The sequence below is a fragment of the Hymenobacter cyanobacteriorum genome, assembly GCF_022631375.1.
GTDB lineage: Bacteria > Bacteroidota > Bacteroidia > Cytophagales > Hymenobacteraceae > Hymenobacter > Hymenobacter cyanobacteriorum.
Window position 1 is genome coordinate 134587 of sequence record NZ_JALBGC010000007.1, and the last position, 17697, is coordinate 152283.

Below are 17697 nucleotides of genomic sequence, written 5' to 3' on the forward strand. Positions count from 1 at the left end.
GTGCGAAATTTAGTTGTGAAGTGGGTGCTCGGGCTCGTATTGTTGGGGATGTGGCTTGTGCCAGGGGCGGCGCGGGCCCAGCAGGCCGGCGACGAACCAAAGAAATATGAGTTGGGCGGCATCACTGTTAGTGGAGCACGTTACCTGGACCCTAATACCCTTATTGGGCTGACTGGGTTGCGCGTGGGCGACGCCATCAGTGTGCCCGGTGAGGAGATTGGGAAATCCATTCGGAAGCTATGGGCGCAGGGCATCCTGGGTGATGTAAGCGTCACCATTGCTCGTATTGAAGGCAATAAAATATTCCTCGATTATAACCTGAAGGAACGTCCCCGGCTGTCCAAGTTCACTTTTACCGGCATTCGTAGTGGGCAGAAGGAAGACCTCACCAAAAAAATAACCCTCATCAGAGGCAAAGTGGTGACGGATGCTTTGCTGAATAATACCCGGACGCAGGTGCGCAAGTTCTTTGTGAACAAGGGCTACCTGGATGCCAAGGTGAACGTGGTGCAGGTAGCAGATTCGTCGCTATCGAACAGCGTCGCGTTGCGGATTGATGTGGAAAAAGGCTCGAAAGTGCGCATCCACGACATTGCTTTTGAAGGCAATAAGGCCTTTAAAGACAGCAAGCTGCGCAGTAAGTTCAAGAAGACCAAGGAGCGTAAGCCGTACAAATTCCTGACGGCGGGCAAATTCCAACGCAGCGAATACGAGGAGGACAAAAAGAAGCTGGTGGAGTTTTATAACGCGGAAGGCTACCGCGACGCTACCATCGTGAGCGATACCCTGATTCGGGATGAGAAGGGGCTGGCCTTGCGCATTAAGGTGGACGAGGGCCCCAAATATTACTTCCGTCACATTACCTGGAGCGGTAACTACCTCTACGACGATAAGACGCTGGCCAACGTGCTGGGCATCAAGCCGGGCAGCCCGTACAGCAAAGAGATTTTGGATAAGCGCCTGAATTACAATCCCACGGGGCAGGATATCTCGTCGTTGTATTTGAATGACGGGTATCTGTTTTTCACCATCGACCCCGTGGAAAGCAAAGTTGAAGGCGATTCCATTGACATCGAAATGCGCCTGAGCGAAGGGGTGCAGGCCCACATCAAGGATATCAACATTGCCGGTAACACCAAAACCAGCGACCACGTGTTGCGCCGTACGTTGCGTACCCTGCCCGGCGATAAATTCAACCGCGAACTGTTGATTCGCTCGCAGCGCGAAATTGCCACGCTCGGCTATTTTGACCCCGAAAAAATTGGTATTAACCCCGTGCCAAATCAAGCAGATGGCACGGTAGATATTAACTACACGGTGGTGGAAAAACCTTCCGACCAGGTAACGCTGTCGGGTGGCTGGGGTGGCTATGCCGGTTTTATTGGCACAGTAGGCTTGGTTTTCAACAACTTCTCGCTTCGCAAGGCCGGTACGCTCCGCAACTGGACGCCGGTTCCCGCGGGCGATGGCCAGCGCCTGTCGCTGAACGTGCAGGCCAACGGTGTGCAGTACCAAGCGTATTCGCTTTCGTTTACCGAGCCATGGCTCGGGGGCCGTCGTCCGAACTCGTTCTCCTTCAGCCTGAACCACAGCGTGCAGCGTACCGGTGCGGCGCTGGATGCCGCTTCGGACCAGTTCATCAAAGTGAACAGCGCTACGGTGGGCCTTGGCCGCCAGCTGCGCGTGCCCGATGACTACTTCACGCTGAGCAACTCGCTCTCCTATAGCCAATACCAGACGCAGAACTATCCGGTGATTCCAGGGGCTTCGACGGGTACGTTCAACAACATTACGCTGAATACGACCCTGGCCCGCAACAGCATCGACAACCCGACTTACACGCGTCGGGGCTCATCGTTGAGCCTGAGCTTGAGCCTGACGCCGCCGTACTCGCTGCTCAACCCCGACCACCCCAGCAACAACCAATGGATTGAGTTTCATAAATGGATGTTCGATGCCTCGTGGTTCACGCCCATCGTAGGCAAACTGGTGCTGAATACCCGCGCGCACTTCGGCTTCCTGGGTACCTACAATTCGAACAAAGAAATCGGGCCGTTCGAACGCTTCAAAATGGGCGGCGCTGGCCTGGGCTATAACGGTGGCGGCAATTACCTGGTAGGCACCGACTACGTGGGCCTGCGCGGCTACGACGACCCGGGTACTGCTTATGCTATTCCCACGGCCCAAGGCCAGCAGGCGGGCGGCATTGCCTTCAACAAATACGTGCTGGAAATGCGCTATCCGGTGAGCTTGAACCCGGCGGCGACCGTGTATGTGCTGGCATTTGCCGAAGCAGGCAATGCATTTGACTCTTACCAGAACTACAACCCGTACAAACTTTACCGTTCGGCTGGGGTAGGGGCCCGCGTATTCATGTCGGCATTTGGTTTGCTTGGGTTTGACTACGGCCATGGCTTTGATTCGGTGGTGCCACTGAATGCAGGCGGTGCCAAGCAGGACCCCAACCACTTCCACTTCATCATCGGCCAGCAAATTCGCTAGCCGGACACTATGCGCCCGGATTTCACGTTTTGCCTCGTATGAAGAACTTTCGTGGCCTGCTACTGGCCGTCGCATTGCTGCTGAGCGGGGCCGGCGTGGCCCAGGCGCAGAAATTTGGGTGGGTTGATTCGGAATTCATCATGGCCAAAATGCCGGAGTATGCCAAGGCCCAGCAGGAACTGGCCTTGCTTTCCGATACCTGGCAGAAGGAAATTGAGGTGCAGCAGAAGGACCTTGATAAGCTCCATCGGAACTATCAGAACGAAGAAATTGTGCTGACGGAGGCGATGAAGAAAAAGCGGCAGGACGAAATTCTGCTCAAGGAGCAGGAGTTGAAAACCTACCGCAACAAGCAGTTTGGCTACGAAGGCCAGCTGTTCAAGAAGCGCCAGGAACTGAACAAGCCGGTGCAGGACAAGGTATTCGAAGCCGTGGAGAAAGTGGCCAAGAAAAAGTCGCTGGCGGTGATTTTTGACAAATCCGGCGACCTGACCATGCTCTACACCAACCCGGCGCACGACTACACCGAGTTTGTGCTGGAGGAACTGGGCCTGGGAGCCGAAGACCGCAACCAGCCCGGGCCCAAAGGCGCCGTGAAAACCATAGCTCCACCCAAAACCCCGGTCGACCCCAACTTCGAATCGGATTCGGGTACTCCCGAACCAGCAGCTAAAACCAAAGTAACCAAGCCAGCACGCCCGGCCGGCAAGAAGTAATTACCTTTGCCCCAACATTTTTCTGACCCTTTTTCTTTTTGATGAATCTCGTGAAAATTTTTCGTCTGACGCTCGCCGCCGTTCTGCTGACCGCCGGAACCCTGGCCGCCACTTCGGCGCAGGCCCAGGCCCCCCTGAAAATCGGCTACACCGATGTCCAGTACGTGCTGGCCCAGATGCCCGAAAGCAAACAGATTGAATCGGAGCTGAAGACTTACAACTCGCAGCTCGAAGCGCAGCTGAAAAGCAAATATGCCGAGTACCAGACCAAGGGCGAAGCTTATCAGAAGGCTGCCGGCACGATGACCGAAGTAGTAAAAGCCGATAAGGAAAAAGAGTTGCAGGGCCTGCAGCAGTCCATTCAGGAGTTCCAGCAGAGCGCGCAGCAGAGCCTGCAGCAGAAGCAACAAACCCTGCTGAAGCCTGCTCTCGACAAACTGCAAAAGAACATCGACCTGGTTGCCGATGAGAACGGCTTCACCTACGTGTTCAACTCCGATGGCGGTGGCAGCCCCCTGCTGCTGCACGCTCCCAAAGAAGGCGACATCTCGGACCTCGTGCTGAAGAAAATGGGCATCACGCCCGGCGCAGCGGCTCCCGTGAAATCGGGACCCACGACGACGCCCGCTCCGGCCCCGGTAGCTCCCGGCGTGAATAAAACCAAAGTAAAGACCAAGAAGTAAGCAGCCCCGCTGCCTGATTGCCGAAAAGCCGGAGCAGCTGCTCCGGCTTTTTTCGTGCCCATTCCCCTTTTTTATGCTGGATTCCGCTCTGGATGAAGACGACCTGACTGGCCCCGACGACGAAGACGGCGGCGACGAACTCTACGAGCATCACCGCATCGTCGTCGACCGCGGCCAGGAGTTGCTACGCATTGATAAGTTTCTGCAGAACCGCCTGCGCAACACCTCACGCAATAAAATTCAGGAGGCCATTCGGGCGGCTGCCGTCGAGGTAAACGGTACGGCCGTGAAACCGAACTACCGCATCAAGCCGCAGGACCTCATCACCATCACGCTGCCCGAACCGCCGCGCGAAGGCAAAGTAGTGCCCGAGGAAATGCCACTGGACATTCGCTATGAGGACGCAGAATTGCTCATCGTGAACAAGCCGGCTGGCTTGGTCGTGCATCCCGCCTACGGTCACTGGCAGGGCACACTGGTAAATGGCTTGGCTCATCACCTCGCCAACCTGCCTACCGGCCGCAACGGCGAAATTCGGCCCGGGTTGGTGCATCGCATCGATAAGGATACGTCGGGCTTGTTGGTTATCGGCAAAACCGAGTTTGCCATGACGCATCTGTCGAACCAGTTTTTCCACCACACCATCCAGCGCAGCTACTTGGCGCTGGTGTGGGGCACGCCGCCCGGCCCCACGGGCACTATTCGCGGCAATATTGGCCGCAGCCTGCGCGACCGCAAGGTGCAGGCCGTGTACCCCGCCGGCGAGCAGGGCAAACACGCCGTTACGCACTATGAGGTACTGGAAAGCTTTGGCCCGGTCACGCTGGTGCGGTGCGTACTCGAAACCGGCCGCACCCACCAGATTCGGGCGCACATGCAGTTCCTTGGCCACCCGCTGTTTTCCGATGCTACGTACGGCGGCGACCGTATCCGCGTCGGCCAGAATACCGGCGCTTATCGTGACTTGGTCGAACACGCTTTCCAACTCTTGCCCCGGCAGGCACTACACGCCCGTTCGTTGGGCTTCGTGCATCCTACCTCGGGGGAGCACCTATACTTCGAAGCTGAATTGCCTGCCGATTTTGCCGCTGCACTAGACCTATGGCGCACTTGGGCAGCCAGTCACTAATCTATGGCTTAATAAGGCATCCAGTGCACTGAAATATGGTTGAAGCACAGCCTCCTTTCAGTCACAGAGGTTAGCTCGGAAGCTACTTGCAATAAAAAAGGCCCCGGTGCTATTGCACCGGGGCCTTTTGCATGCTCACAACAACGTTATTTCTTCTTAACAGTCGTCGTGGTGGTTTTCTTCGTGGTGGTAGCCTTGGGTTTGGCACTCAGAATTTCAATGTTATTCTTTGCACCGGCATTGGTGGGGTCCAGGGCCAGTACCTGCTGGAAATTGGCCAAAGCCGCTGCCTTATCGCCTTTCTGGAAGTTGTAAACACCCAGGTAGCCATAAGCCTCTACCAGACCTTCACGGAACTTGGTTGGGTCGGCACCTTCAGCTTTCGACAACTCAATGTACTTGTCATACGAAGGCTTGGCCAGACCTTGCTTAGCTTCCGGGTCAAGACCCGAATTAGCTTTAGCACGAGCCAAATAAGCGGGGCCGTAAGTCGGCTTAGCCGTGTTAATGATGCTGTAAACACTATCAGCGCGGGTATACTGTTTGGCTGCGCTGAATGCCGTAGCTAGACGGAACTGGTCAGTCAGGTCGCCATTCTTTGCCAACTGGGCATAGATACGCGAAGCGTTAGCGTAGTCCTTCTTCGTGGAGTAGGCAGTTGCAAGGTCACGCTGCAATTCCTTCACTTTCTCCGGGTCAGTCTGGGTCTGGATGGCCTTCTGGATTATCTTGATGCCTTCATCAGCGCGACCAGCGCGGGCCAGAATACGTCCCTGGTACGAGTAGTCTTCCGGAATGATTTTGTCGGCCGGAGCAATTTTCATATACTGGTCCATTGCCGTAGCAGCAGCATTAAAATCGCCGGTTTCATACAGCAGGTAAGGACGCAGCCGGTTCATCGTCAAATTGTTTGGCTCAGCAGCCAGCACCTTGTTCACTTCAGTCAGTGCCTCGGGGTACTTCTTGCTCTTATAAAGGAAGGCCGCATACTGAGCATCCGTAGCCGGCGATTTCTCGGCCAAACCGATGTATTGCTGAATGCTTTTCAGCGCCAGGTCGTACTGACCAGCCAGATAGTACATGTCCGCCAACTCGCGGTAGGCAGGAGCATAGCTCGGGTCGAGGTCTACCGCTTTGTTCAGCGACTCGCGGGCGGCGTTGAAGTTACGCGAACGTACGTTCAGCACCCCTTTTCTGTAGTAGGCCTGCGCGTAGCTGGGGTTGGCCGTGATAGCGCGGTCGAAGCTGCTCATGGCATCTCCACCGCCCTTGTCCGAGTGCAGGTACACGTCGCCCTGCGCTACCATCAGCGCCGGCTCATCCTTTTTGTTGGCGGCCTGGGCGGCGGCAATGTAGGTCTGGGCTTTGCCCATATCCTTCGTGTCAGCCTCGCCGTAAGCCTGCGCAATCATCGTGAGCACCTTGGCATCCTTGTTTTTGGTGGCCTTAGCCGCCGCGTCGAACTGGGCTTCAGCTGCCGAGGTCTGGCCTTTGGCCAGCAAAGCACGACCAGCGGCTACCTGCCCAAAGGGCGTAGCACCAGCGGCCTTATTGAAATAGAACGCAGCCGAATCCGGCATGTCGCGCATCTGGTACAGGCGGCCTAACTCAAAAGCGGTTTCGGGGGTAGCACCGGGGCGCAAAGCGGCACGGGCGGCATTGTACCGGCCCACTTCGATGTCGCGTTGGGCCGTTTGAATGTTTTGGGCGGTGGCCGCCGTGGTGCCGGCCATCAGGGCGACGGCGGCGAGCAACGGCTGTTTCCAGGGCTTGAAACTCATAGGAAAAAGGAAAGAATGAAAAAACAACAGGGAAAAGAGGGTACGCGACAAGCGCGCTTACAGTTTAGGCGTCGTGATGATGCGGGCCTGCATCTGGGCGGGCAGCAAGCCCGACTTCTGGAAAATGAGCTGCCCGTTCTTGCCTGCCACGAAAGATGCAAACCCCGTGCCTAACCCCGCGCGCGCCTCGCGGCTGATAACGTACAGGCTGCGCCGCAGCGGATAGTTCTGCAATTCGGCGTGCTCGGTCAGTTGTTCGGGCGTTTTTTCGGCCAGGTAGGCCTGATAGGGCTGGATGTAATCGTTAACCGTCGGGTTGGGGCGGGAAGTGATGCTGGCCACTCGCACCTTGTTCAAAAATTTCATGGCCGTAGGGTCATCGCGGTCCGAAATCCAATTCACGCCCACTACGCCAATGGCATTGGGGTGCGTCGCCACGTAGTCGAGCAGGGCAGGGTTTGAGGACGCAGCGAAGGCCCGCTTGGTCAGCGCCGTTCCGCGCGTCACCGAATCGAGCACGAAGCGCGTGGTGCTGCTACGGTTGGCATCGAAAACTACGTTGATGGCGGCCAAGCCTTTCTTCCCGCTCACCTGCGACCAGTTAGCCGTCTTCCCGGTAAAAATCTCGGCCAACTGCGCTACCGTCAGCAGCGAATCGGGGTTGGCGCGGTTCAACACAATGGCCAAGCCATCGATACCAATACGCGTAGTGCGGGGAGTAATGGTTTGCTTAACAAAGTCAGCTTGCTCCTCGGCATTAAGCTCCCGCGATACCACTGCTACTTTAATCTTATCATTGATAAGGTCCAGCATCACTTTTTCTTCCGGCTGGAAGCTCATCTGCACGTGCGCGTTCGGGTACAGCTTAGCAAAAGTATCCACCTGCGCTTGCAAAATGGGTGCGAACGTCTCATCAACGCTCACCGCCACTGTGCCGCTCGTGGGGGTGTCCTGCGCACCCGGCGAGCCGGGACCGTTGCAGGACACTGCACCCAGCGTGCCCGCCACCACCGTAGCCAAGCCAGCCGCCAGAAAGGAAAAGCGCTTATTCATTGTCGTCGAAATTAGGTTTTTTGCGAAAGTTGGCCTGATAGCCGCGGATAAACCGCATCAGGCCATATAGGATGAATACGCCTCCCAGCACCCGGCGGCCCGTGGGCCCCAACTGAAGCAGCCCGCCCCCTGATGGCTCGCCCGCCGACCAGAAAAGCCATACGCCAAGCCCCAGATACACCAAGGCCATCACCAAGACAAAGTAACGCACCAAACGCTGGGGCGACTTGCCAAGCCGTTCTTCAGTTGTCGGAAGGTTGAGCATACAAGCAAAAAAGCTGATTAGGAGATGGTATAAACCCGAAACTGCTTCTGAAAGGTTCGGCTCGACTACAGACAGCTTGTAAACGAGAGCGCAAAAAAGCGGAAAAACGACCGGTTTTCATAATGCGCAGAAAACACCGCTTTCATCTTTCTGGCAGCAACGCAGGCAAGAATTGTTGCTTAACGCATCTATTGCCATTTGAGTACATGGTGCAATTGAACTCCTATTTGCTGTCATTCTAGAGCTAACAAGCGGTCGGTATAAGCAAAACACCCCGGACCGGGCTGCGAAGCCCAATCCGGGGTGAAACAGAGCTAGCCGGAGCCAGCGCTGATTACTGGATTTTGTAGGTAATCGGCACCGTAAACGAAACGCTTACTGCGCGACCATTCTGCTTACCAGGGCGGAATTTCGGCAGCGTTTTGATGGCGCGGATAGTTTCTTCATCCAAGCCTGAACCCAGGCCTTTTACCACTTTCACGTCCGTTACGTCGCCTTGCGGGTTTACGGTGAAGCTGGCGAAAATCCGGCCTTCCACCTGGTTGCGCAGCGCCATCGGAGGATAGCGCACGGCCTTCTGGATGGCCGCTACGATGGCACCCTGGCCACCGCCGCCCGGCAATTCGGGCATTTGCTCAACATATGTGTAAACCTTGTTTTCAACAACTTCTTCCACCACTTTGTCGCCGGTGCCGGCGAGTTCGGTCAGGTCAGGAGCATTAGTGTTGCCCTGCACGGTTACGGTGGCTACCGTCTTTTCCTTCAACTCCTCCTGGTCCGGAACCTCTTCCTTTTTCACTTCCTCATCCTTCTTCACCACCGGAGGGGTGAACTTGATGGTGGTAAGCTTGGGGGGCGGGGGTGGTGGCGCCTCGGGGGGCGGGGGAGGGGGTGGCGGCTTGGTGTCGTCCAGGGGCGGAGCGTCCATCAGCACGTTCTCCTGAAGGTTTTTTTCCTTCTCCTTCGGCATCTTATCCTTCAGATACTGCGCGATGAGTGGGAAGAAAACCAGCAGCGCGAAAATCGACGTAGCGATAATTAGCGCCCGGGTTACGTGGCGTTGGTAGAGGCGACGCAGCACGTAGGCTCCGTATGCCTTGTTCCGGCCCTCGAAAACGATGTCGTTCATGCTGGCCTTGGCCAGTTGCGCGTTATCCATCATAGGGCTGAGTCTTTAATAAGGTCCAGGTCGTCTTTGGGTACCTTCACCAGCGCGTATTTCTTCTGGTTCGTAATGTTCATCTCGTCCAGAATGTCCACCATGTTCTTGTATTTAGAATCTTCGGTGGGCTTGATGAGGATGATGGGCTCCGGGCTGCGACGCTGCCGGTCCAGCAGGACCTGGCGAATGCCACTGGCCGAGAAGTTCGTCACCTTCAGCTCAGGTTTGGGTACGGTTTTGTCGTTGGGCGTGTTCAGACCGAAGTAGTAGTACGCCTTATTGTCTTTGCCGAGGATGATGGTCATGGCCTGCGAGGCCTTGATTTTCGTGTCCTCCACATCGTCGGTCTTCTTCACCGGCATCGTGAGCTGCATCACGTTGGGCTTGGCGAAGGTGGTGGTCAGCATGAAGAAGGTGAGCAGGAGGAAGGCCAAGTCCACCATTGGGGTCATGTCGATTTTGGTCGACATTTTCTTGGCCCGCTTCTTCCCACCTTTTCCACCGGAGTCGGCTTTGCCTTGAATTTCTGCCATGGGAGTTAACTAAGTGAAAAGATTAGAGAAAGGCTGATAGCGCTTATTTGGCGGCTACCGGCTTATTCTCCATATCCGTGATGAGGTTGAAGCGGTTGATATCCTTCTCCTGAAGCACCTTGATAACCTGCTGCACCGTGGGTACATCAGCGTCACCGTCGCCTTTGATAGCGATGTAGGTCGGCTTCTTGAAAATGGCCTGGTTAGCCGTGCGGGCCGCCAGCACCCAGTCAATCAGCTGGTTGTTAAGCGAGTCCATCGGCACGCCGGGCTGCTTGGCATTCACCTGCTTGCGGTCTTCTTTAGCCATGTTCAGGTAAGAACCTAGTTGGCTGATGGGTAGGCCGAAGTTAGGCAGGTTGCTGAACTCCTTGGCCTGGGCGGCCGTGAAGTTGACGCCGTACTTGGCACCAACGCGCTGCAGGGCCTGAATCTTGGTCTGCGGGGCATCGACGCCGAAGAACACGCGCTTGTTCTTGTCGACGGTGAGCGTGATAACGTTGTTCTCGGGCAGTTTCAGGTCCGAAATCGACGAGGGCGTGTCCACCACCACAGTCTCTTCGGGGGCAAACTTGGTGGTGAGCATGAAGAATGTCACCAGCAAGAAGGCCAGGTCCACCATCGGCGTCATATCGAGCGACGGCGAGGTACGGTGCGGTTTTACTTTGGGCATTGCGAGGTGGGGTTAAAAGGGGGCGACTCATTCCGAAGAACGAATCGCCCCGCGTTTTAGTGCATCAGCCGGCAGCTGCGCAAGCGGAATTAAACCGTTTGGGTAGCCGTGGTCTGGCCGTGCTGGCCAGCGAAGGTCTGGATGATGCTGAAGCCAGCCTCGTCGATGCTGTAGGTCAGCTCGTCAATTTTGCTGGTGAAGTAGTTGTAAGCCACGATGGCCAGGGCCGAAGTACCGATACCGAGAGCCGTATTAATCAGAGCTTCCGAGATACCGTTTGCCAGTGCTACGGCGTCGGGAGTACCGGCCTGCGCCAGAGCGGCGAAGGCGCGAATCATGCCGAATACCGTGCCGAGCAGACCGGTCAGGGTTGCAATCGAGGCGATGGTCGAGATGATAACCAGGTTTTTCTCCAGCATCGGCAGCTCCAGGGCGGTGCTTTCTTCGATTTCTTTCTGGATGGCCAGTACTTTCTGGTCGGTGGTCATGCCACGCTCGCGGGCCATCTCGTTGTATTTCATCAGGCCGGCTTTCACCACGTTGGCTACCGAGCCTTTCTGCGCGTCGCAGGCAGCCAGGGCACCGTTGATGTCGTTGGCGTTCAGCTTCTGGCGCACGGTGCGCACGAAGGTTTCAATGCCTTTCGAGCCTTTGGCTTTCGAGATGGTCAGCATGCGCTCAATCGAGAACGTGATAACGCAGAGGAACATCGTGAGCAGGAACGGCACAATTACGCCGCCTTTGTATACCACGCCGAGGTAATCGCCGGGGTTGGGGTTGTTTTCGGGGTTGCCGCCTTGGAAGTGGCTGCCATCACCGAAGACGAATTTGAAAACGATATAGCTAATGACGAAGGCCAAAATGATAACTATCACGGAGAACAGCGAGGCACCACCGCTGCTTTTGGCTTCGGCTTTGGCGGCCGTAGCGGCGGGCCGTGGGCTCGTGTTCATGGCATTTTTCTGTTCCATTGTTCCGGAGTGTTTGGGGGTTGTTGTGTGAAGTAGTTGAATTGAGTGGGTAAAGAAAATGCAAAAAGTTGGTTAGGAGCGCGGAATCCGGCAAAAGAACAATCGATAATCCCGCAGGAGAAGGATTAAAATGGCACTTACCGAAGTCTGAACTTCCTACCCAGCCATCTTAGCTTGGCAAACCTAACCAAAAACTGCGGGCTGACCAAAGAAAAGTTGCCCGCAACCGGCGAAAGTGCATGAAAGCCGGATGAAGTTAGGCCAACGCTAAACCGATGGGTTGGGTTGGGCCGGGCGACGCTTGGCTTCCTCCCAATACACGTCCATTTGGGCCAGGGAGAGGTCGGCGAGGCGTTGGTTGGCGGCGGCGGCAGCCGTTTCGAGGTACTGAAACCGGCTGATAAACTTGCGGTTGGTACGCTCTAGTGCTTCCTCGGGGTTGATACCGGCGAAGCGGGCAAAATTGACCAGCGAAAAGAGCAAATCGCCGAATTCGTCGGCGGCTTTTTCGGCGTTCATGCGGGTGGCATCGCCGTGGCTGTACTCGTCGCCGAATTCTGATAATTCTTCCTGTACTTTCTGCCAAACCTGTGCGGGCTGCTCCCAATCGAAGCCGGCGCCTCGCGCTTTTTCCTGAATTCGCATGGCTTTTACCAGCGCGGGCAGCGAAGTAGGCACGCCGCCCAGCACGCCGGTGGTATTGCCTTTTTCCGCGAGTTTAAGCTGCTCCCAATTGCGCTTTACGGCCTCTTCGTCATCGGCTTGCACGTCGCCGTAGATGTGCGGGTGGCGGTAGATAAGCTTTTCGCACTGGGCGTTGAGCACGTCGGCGATGTCGAAGGCGCCTTTTTCGGCAGCGATGCGGGCGTAGAAAATCAGGTGCAGCATCACGTCGCCGAGCTCCTTTTTCAGGTCGGGCAGGTCGTCGCGCAGGATGGCATCGCTGATTTCGTAGGTTTCCTCGATGGTGAGGTGCCGCAGGGTTTGCAGCGTTTGCTTTTTGTCCCAGGGGCACTCGGCGCGGAGGCGGTTGAGTACGTCGAGCAGGCGGCCAAAAGCTTCGAGTTGGGCGGGGCGGCGGTCGGAACCAAGCAGAGCCGTAGAAGTGGATTCAGAATTTTCCATTGCTTCAAAGATAAAACGACGCGTCGCCAACCGGCGGCCAATGCCTAATTTTGGCCTTTCAAAAAACGACCTCCGTGACTTTAATAAAATCTATCTCCGGCATTCGCGGCACCATTGGCGGGCCCGTGAGCCAAGGCCTCACACCCCTCGACGTGGTGAAATACGCCGCCGCCTACGGCACGTGGGTGAAAACCCAGGCTACCGACAGCAAGCTGATTGTGATTGGGCGCGACGCCCGCATCTCGGGTGACATGGTGAGCCGGCTGGTGGCCGCCACGCTACAGGGCCTCGGCCTCGACGTGTGCGACCTCGGCCTGAGCACCACGCCGACCGTGGAAATGGCCGTGCCCGCCAAGAAGGCGGCCGGCGGCATCATCCTCACGGCCTCGCACAACCCCAAGCAGTGGAACGCGCTGAAACTGCTAAACGCTACCGGCGAATTCATTTCTGAAACCGATGGGCAGCAGGTGCTGGCGTCGGCCGAAAGTGAGGACTTCGACTTTGCGCCCGTGACGAAGCTAGGGCAGTATACTACGGATAATGCGTTCCTGAAAAAGCACATCAAAGCCATTCTGGCGCTGCCGCTGGTGGACGTGGAAGCTATTAAGGCCCGCAACTTCCGGGTGGTAGTGGATGCGGTGAACTCGTCGGGTGGCTTTGCCGTGCCGCAGCTGCTGGAAGCGCTGGGCGTGACGACGGTGGAGAAGTTGCACTGCGAGCCTACCGGCGATTTCGCCCACAACCCCGAGCCGCTGCCCGAGCACCTGCGCGACATTGCCAAGGTGCTCGAAAAAGGCGGCTTCGACCTCGGCATTGTGGTGGACCCCGACGTGGACCGCCTGGCGCTGGTGAGCGAAAACGGTGAGATGTTCGGCGAAGAATACACGCTGGTGGCCGTGGCCGACTACGTGCTGAAATCACTGGGCGGCGGCAACACGGTGAGCAACCTGAGCAGCACCCGCGCCCTGCGCGACGTGACGGAGAAAGCCGGCGGCAGCTACTCGGCTGCGGCGGTGGGCGAGGTGAACGTGGTGACCAAAATGAAGGAAACCAACGCCGTGATTGGCGGCGAGGGCAACGGCGGCATCATCTATCCCGAACTGCATTACGGCCGCGACGCCCTGGTGGGCATTGCACTGTTCCTGACGCACCTGGCCAAAACCGGCCTCACGGTGAGCCGCCTGCGCAACTCGTACCCGAACTACTTCATCTCGAAAAACAAGATTGAGCTGACCGCTGATATCAACACCGATGACGTGCTGACCAAGATGGAGCAGCGCTACGCCAAGCAGCCCGTGAACACGATTGACGGCGTGAAAATCGAGTTTGACAAGGAGTGGGTGCACCTGCGCAAGTCGAACACCGAGCCGATTATCCGCATCTACGCCGAGTCGGATTCGAACTCAACGGCTGATTATCTGGCCCAGAAAATCATTGGCGATATCAAGGAGATTATCGCGGCGAAGAGCTAATTGACCGGTGTTTTGGACAATTAGCGCGGCTACTGTAGGCTGGTGTCAGTTTGAAAGCCGAAATTTGTATTTGTGTATAGCTTAGTAGAAGCCGGGTGCACCCACGCCCGGCTTCTGGTTTTTCTGCTGAAACGACATCTATGACGACAACTTCCCCCACCGCCCCCGCCTACGCTTACTTCGACAACGCCGCTACCACGCCCCTCGACCCCGAGGTGCTGGAGGCCATGCTGCCGTTTCTGACGCAGCACTACGGCAACCCCAGCAGCCTGCACGGTCCCGGCCGGCAGGTGCGCGCCGCCATCGAAAACGCCCGCAAGACCGTGGCCCACCTGCTGAATGCCGCGCCGGCCGAAATCACCTTTACCAGCGGCGGCACCGAAGCCGACAACTACGCCGCCTTCGGCAGCGTGCGCACGCTGGGGCTGAAGCACGCCATTACTTCGAAACTGGAGCACCACGCGGTGCTGCACCCGCTGCAGGCGCTGGCTAAGAGCGGCGAAATTGAGCTGCACTACGTGAAGCATGATGCGCAGGGGCGGCTCGATTTGGCGCATCTGGAGGAACTGCTGGCCGGGCAGTCGCGCACGTTTGTGAGCCTGATGCACGCCAACAACGAAATCGGCAATCTGAATGACATCGCGGCCATCGGCGACATCTGCGCCCGGCACGAGGCCGTGTTCCACACCGACACGGTACAGACCATGGGCCACTACCGCCATGATGTGCAGCAGCTGAAAAACCAGTTTCTGGTGGGCTCGGCGCACAAGTTTCACGGGCCGAAGGGCGTGGGGTTCATCTACACGCGCAGTGGCCTGCAGGTGAGCCCGCTCATCCACGGCGGCTCGCAGGAGCGCAACGTGCGCTCGGGCACCGAGAACGTGGCCGGTATTGTAGGCTTGGCCAAGGCGCTGGAAATCGCGGTGCGCGACCTGGCCAGCCATCAGGCGCATGTGCAGGGGCTGAAAGACCGGTTCATCAGCAAACTGCGGGCGGATATTGCCGACGTGCAGTTCAACGGCCTATCGGAATTTGCCGACCAGAGCCTGTACACGGTGCTGAGCGTGAGCTTGCCGCCGTCGGCTTTCAGCGAAATGCTGCTGTTCAACCTCGATATCAGCAAGGTGGCGGCTTCGGGTGGCTCGGCGTGTACCAGCGGCGCGCAAACCGGCTCGCACGTGCTGGAAGCGCTGGGCTGCGACCCCGAGCGCGCCACGGTGCGCTTCTCGATGAGCAAGATGAACACCGAAGCCGAAGTGGACTACGCCGTCGCGGCATTGGCCAAGTTGTACCGGCCGGTAGCCGTGTAGCAGCTTCGGCTGCGCTTAATCTATCGGTTGGCGCTGGTGTTGAAACAGCTGTTTCAGGCCAAAAATCAACAGGCCGGCCACCACGATGAAACCGGCATCGGCCAGCGTGCGCTCTACTCCCTGCAGGGCCAGAGCCGGCTGGCCGATGGCCAGGCCACTGCCAATAAGGGCCGCAGCGGGCATCAGGGCCAGTGCGATGAGCGGGCCGGCGATGATGCTGCGCCGGTAAGCGGCCAGGATAAGGATGCCCGCCAGCGCGCCCGCCCCGGCTACGCCCAACTCTTTCAGTCCGGGGTGGCGCAGGCTTTCTACTTCGGCATTGCCCACGAGGTCGGCCACGGTGGTTGCTTCCGCCGCCAGCAGGCCGTGCATGGTGAGAAATGCGGCCAGCGCGAATACCGCGTAGCCAACCAGGGTGGAGATTAAGCCCCGGCCTACCAGTTTCCAGTCGCGCAGCACCAAGCCCAGCGGGATTTTAGCCAGCGGCTCGAACCCCGGCGCCACGATGCTGGAGGAAATAAACGCCACGGCCTGCGGCACGGGGTCCGACACCAGCCCGATGGCGGCGAGCAGGCCCCCCAGCGCCATCAGCGAGATGTAGTTGGCGTTGATGCGGGCGCTGTAGCACAGGCCGGCAATCATTTCCTCCCAAATGGCTTCGTCGCGGTCGTTTTTGATGCGCTGCTTATCGGCCGGGGCAATGATGCTGGCGATTTCGGCAGTGGCGATGGAAAGCTGTTCGTCGGCGGGCACGGCGGCGCGGGCCAGGCGCAGCACCTCGTCGGCCCCACGGTTGAGGACTTGCAGGGTGAGCACGTCGCCGGCCGGCTTGCGCGAGCCGCCGGGCTGTACGCTCAGGCCCACCACGTCGGGCAGGCGTTCGAGCTGCTGGCAAAGGGGCTCGGTGACGGTAGCGGGAACGGTCAGGGTGAAAGTGCGATGCATAGAAGAAGACCAGGAATAACGGACGCCACAGGGAAATTGCCCTTGCCTACGTTCAATAATTGGTTTTGACCGGTTCACCGGGTGAAGAATCCGCGTAAATACGCCGCATCATCACCCAGATGGCTACTTTTGGCCCAGCTTCGTACACACACGCCGAAAACAACCTGCTGCATGGCCGACATCAACATTCAACGCAAAAAAACGTCGCCCAGCCCGTGGCTGCTGGTGCTGCTGGCGGCCATAGTGCTGGCTGTGGCCGCCTACTTTTTCCTGCGGCCCGACCCGGCCGACGAGCCCGCGCCGCCCGCCGCCACCCCGGAGGCCGCTGCCCCCGGCACCGCCCCGGATACGCTGGCGGCCGCCGCTGCCGTGGACCAGGCCACGCGCCGGGCGGCCATCGACGCCATTCCGCAGGGCGATTCGGCTGGGAGCACCGAAACGGCCAGCTCGCTGGCTACCCAAGCGGCCAGCAGCCCCGCCGCACCCGACTATGCCCGCAACGGCCTGCAAAAGCTGGCTGGCGTGCTGGTTGCCCTGACTGACCGCGACGACCTGCGCGACCCCGCCGTGCTGGAGCAGCGCGACAACCTAACCAGTGCCACCGCCCGCCTCGACGAAGCCAGTGCCAGCCTGCGCCCTGGCTTCGTGGCGGCGGCCGGGCTTATTCAGGCCATGCAGCAAAAGGCTTACCCGGAGCTAGAATCGCAGGCCAACGACCTGGTGAGCCTGGCCGGGCAGCTCTCGGGCCGCAGTGCCACGGCCGCCGAGCAGCGCCAGAACCAGCAGTTTCTGACGCAAGCCGCCGCCGCCGTGCGCGTGCTGGGCGAACCGAAGAATTAATATTTAGTTGTCGGTTGTTCGTTGTCCGTTCAGCTGACAATCAACTGATAACGAACAACCGACAACCAGCCTATGGAAACGCCCATTCTGCGCCGCCTGCGCGACCTCACCGATTTTGAAGTAGCCGACGACAACCCCGACGTGCGCAATTGGACCGTGCGTGGCAACGACGGCCAGGCCCTGGGCACCGTGCACGAGCTGATTGTGGATGTGGAAGCCCTAAAAGTGCGCTACCTCGACGTAGAACTGGATAGCCGATTCAACCTCAACGAGCACGAAAACCACATTCTGCTGCCCATTGGCGCTGCTTCGCTCGACGAGGATGGCGACAACGTATTCGTGCCCGCGCTCAATGCCGAGTCGGTGCTGAACTACCCGCCCTACGTCGAAATCCAGATTACCCGCGAGTACGAGGAGGCCATGCTGCGCGCGCTGGGCAAAGAGCCCGCCACCAACCCGCGCTTCTACGAGCAGGACTCATTCGACACGGACAGCTTCTACAGCCGTCGCCGGGCTTCTTAGAACCGCTTCGTATCA

General features: G+C 58.1%; 17 protein-coding genes. 8 read left to right on the forward strand and 9 right to left on the reverse strand.

Annotation, left to right across the window (positions count from 1 at the left end; all coding sequences use genetic code 11):
* From bamA to MON38_RS21600, 4 genes are all read left to right on the forward strand, one after another.
* Positions 1-2502: an outer membrane protein assembly factor BamA gene (gene bamA / locus MON38_RS21585; RefSeq protein ID WP_241938234.1), complete on the forward strand. Its 2502-nt coding sequence runs from the start codon at positions 1-3 to the stop codon at positions 2500-2502.
* 38 nt (positions 2503-2540) lie between these two features.
* On the forward strand, positions 2541-3218 hold the full coding sequence (locus MON38_RS21590) for an OmpH/Skp family outer membrane protein (RefSeq protein ID WP_241938235.1): 678 nt from the start codon (positions 2541-2543) through the stop codon (positions 3216-3218).
* A gap of 41 nt (positions 3219-3259) precedes the next feature.
* Positions 3260-3901 carry an OmpH/Skp family outer membrane protein gene (locus MON38_RS21595; RefSeq protein WP_422388766.1) on the forward strand — a complete coding sequence of 214 codons (642 nt, stop codon included), beginning with the start codon at positions 3260-3262 and terminating at the stop codon, positions 3899-3901.
* A gap of 73 nt (positions 3902-3974) precedes the next feature.
* Positions 3975-5030 (forward strand): RluA family pseudouridine synthase, encoded by a 1056-nt coding sequence (locus MON38_RS21600; protein WP_241938237.1) that lies wholly within the window; start codon positions 3975-3977, stop codon positions 5028-5030.
* Between the two features lie 146 nt (positions 5031-5176).
* Here the strand turns inward: MON38_RS21600 and MON38_RS21605 are convergent, their stop codons facing one another.
* From MON38_RS21605 to mazG, 8 genes are all read right to left on the reverse strand, one after another.
* The gene (locus tag MON38_RS21605; RefSeq protein ID WP_241938238.1) at positions 5177-6811 is read right to left on the reverse strand and encodes a tetratricopeptide repeat protein; all 1635 of its coding nucleotides are present in this window, start codon (positions 6809-6811) and stop codon (positions 5177-5179) included.
* A gap of 57 nt (positions 6812-6868) precedes the next feature.
* On the reverse strand, positions 6869-7864 hold the full coding sequence (locus tag MON38_RS21610) for a PstS family phosphate ABC transporter substrate-binding protein (protein WP_241938239.1): 996 nt from the start codon (positions 7862-7864) through the stop codon (positions 6869-6871).
* The gene (locus tag MON38_RS21615; RefSeq protein ID WP_241938240.1) at positions 7857-8129 is read right to left on the reverse strand and encodes a hypothetical protein; all 273 of its coding nucleotides are present in this window, start codon (positions 8127-8129) and stop codon (positions 7857-7859) included. Before MON38_RS21615 ends, MON38_RS21610 begins: the two co-directional genes overlap by 8 nt.
* 334 nt (positions 8130-8463) lie before the next feature.
* Positions 8464-9291 carry an energy transducer TonB gene (locus MON38_RS21620; RefSeq protein WP_241938241.1) on the reverse strand — a complete coding sequence of 276 codons (828 nt, stop codon included), beginning with the start codon at positions 9289-9291 and terminating at the stop codon, positions 8464-8466.
* On the reverse strand, positions 9288-9824 hold the full coding sequence (locus MON38_RS21625; protein WP_241938242.1) for an ExbD/TolR family protein: 537 nt from the start codon (positions 9822-9824) through the stop codon (positions 9288-9290). The genes MON38_RS21620 and MON38_RS21625 overlap by 4 nt, the downstream gene beginning before the upstream one ends.
* A gap of 43 nt (positions 9825-9867) precedes the next feature.
* Complete coding sequence (locus tag MON38_RS21630; protein WP_241938243.1) at positions 9868-10497, reverse strand: ExbD/TolR family protein; 630 nt, start codon at positions 10495-10497, stop codon at positions 9868-9870.
* Between the two features lie 89 nt (positions 10498-10586).
* Complete coding sequence (locus tag MON38_RS21635; RefSeq protein ID WP_422388768.1) at positions 10587-11468, reverse strand: MotA/TolQ/ExbB proton channel family protein; 882 nt, start codon at positions 11466-11468, stop codon at positions 10587-10589.
* 267 nt (positions 11469-11735) lie between these two features.
* Complete coding sequence (mazG, locus tag MON38_RS21640) at positions 11736-12593, reverse strand: nucleoside triphosphate pyrophosphohydrolase (protein ID WP_241938244.1); 858 nt, start codon at positions 12591-12593, stop codon at positions 11736-11738.
* Positions 12594-12667: 74 nt separating this feature from the next.
* Here mazG and glmM point away from each other — a divergent pair, with 74 nt between their 5' ends.
* Positions 12668-14065, forward strand: coding sequence for a phosphoglucosamine mutase (gene glmM / locus MON38_RS21645; RefSeq protein ID WP_241938245.1), 1398 nt, complete (start codon positions 12668-12670; stop codon positions 14063-14065).
* Positions 14066-14205: 140 nt separating this feature from the next.
* Positions 14206-15375: a cysteine desulfurase family protein gene (locus MON38_RS21650; protein ID WP_241938246.1), complete on the forward strand. Its 1170-nt coding sequence runs from the start codon at positions 14206-14208 to the stop codon at positions 15373-15375.
* Between the two features lie 15 nt (positions 15376-15390).
* Here the strand turns inward: MON38_RS21650 and MON38_RS21655 are convergent, their stop codons facing one another.
* Positions 15391-16320, reverse strand: coding sequence for a DUF389 domain-containing protein (locus tag MON38_RS21655; protein ID WP_241938247.1), 930 nt, complete (start codon positions 16318-16320; stop codon positions 15391-15393).
* 171 nt (positions 16321-16491) lie between these two features.
* Here MON38_RS21655 and MON38_RS21660 point away from each other — a divergent pair, with 171 nt between their 5' ends.
* Together MON38_RS21660 and MON38_RS21665 are read left to right on the forward strand one after the other, a co-directional pair.
* A complete protein-coding gene (locus MON38_RS21660; protein ID WP_241938248.1) occupies positions 16492-17160 on the forward strand; it encodes a hypothetical protein in 669 nt (222 codons plus the stop codon).
* Between the two features lie 72 nt (positions 17161-17232).
* A complete protein-coding gene (locus MON38_RS21665; RefSeq protein WP_241938249.1) occupies positions 17233-17682 on the forward strand; it encodes a PRC-barrel domain-containing protein in 450 nt (149 codons plus the stop codon).
* Positions 17683-17697 lie beyond the last annotated feature (15 nt).

Coding starts and splice junctions, on each gene's coding strand:
- MON38_RS21600 (WP_241938237.1), top strand. CDS start 3,975: ATGCTGGATTCCGCTCTGGATGAAGACGACCTGACTGGCCCCGACGAC.
- MON38_RS21660 (WP_241938248.1), top strand. CDS start 16,492: ATGGCCGACATCAACATTCAACGCAAAAAAACGTCGCCCAGCCCGTGG.
- MON38_RS21615 (WP_241938240.1), bottom strand. CDS start 8,129: ATGCTCAACCTTCCGACAACTGAAGAACGGCTTGGCAAGTCGCCCCAG.
- MON38_RS21610 (WP_241938239.1), bottom strand. CDS start 7,864: ATGAATAAGCGCTTTTCCTTTCTGGCGGCTGGCTTGGCTACGGTGGTG.
- MON38_RS21590 (WP_241938235.1), top strand. CDS start 2,541: ATGAAGAACTTTCGTGGCCTGCTACTGGCCGTCGCATTGCTGCTGAGC.
- MON38_RS21650 (WP_241938246.1), top strand. CDS start 14,206: ATGACGACAACTTCCCCCACCGCCCCCGCCTACGCTTACTTCGACAAC.
- MON38_RS21595 (WP_422388766.1), top strand. CDS start 3,260: ATGAATCTCGTGAAAATTTTTCGTCTGACGCTCGCCGCCGTTCTGCTG.
- MON38_RS21630 (WP_241938243.1), bottom strand. CDS start 10,497: ATGCCCAAAGTAAAACCGCACCGTACCTCGCCGTCGCTCGATATGACG.
- MON38_RS21605 (WP_241938238.1), bottom strand. CDS start 6,811: ATGAGTTTCAAGCCCTGGAAACAGCCGTTGCTCGCCGCCGTCGCCCTG.
- MON38_RS21625 (WP_241938242.1), bottom strand. CDS start 9,824: ATGGCAGAAATTCAAGGCAAAGCCGACTCCGGTGGAAAAGGTGGGAAG.
- MON38_RS21655 (WP_241938247.1), bottom strand. CDS start 16,320: ATGCATCGCACTTTCACCCTGACCGTTCCCGCTACCGTCACCGAGCCC.
- mazG (WP_241938244.1), bottom strand. CDS start 12,593: ATGGAAAATTCTGAATCCACTTCTACGGCTCTGCTTGGTTCCGACCGC.
- MON38_RS21665 (WP_241938249.1), top strand. CDS start 17,233: ATGGAAACGCCCATTCTGCGCCGCCTGCGCGACCTCACCGATTTTGAA.
- MON38_RS21635 (WP_422388768.1), bottom strand. CDS start 11,468: ATGGAACAGAAAAATGCCATGAACACGAGCCCACGGCCCGCCGCTACG.
- MON38_RS21620 (WP_241938241.1), bottom strand. CDS start 9,291: ATGATGGATAACGCGCAACTGGCCAAGGCCAGCATGAACGACATCGTT.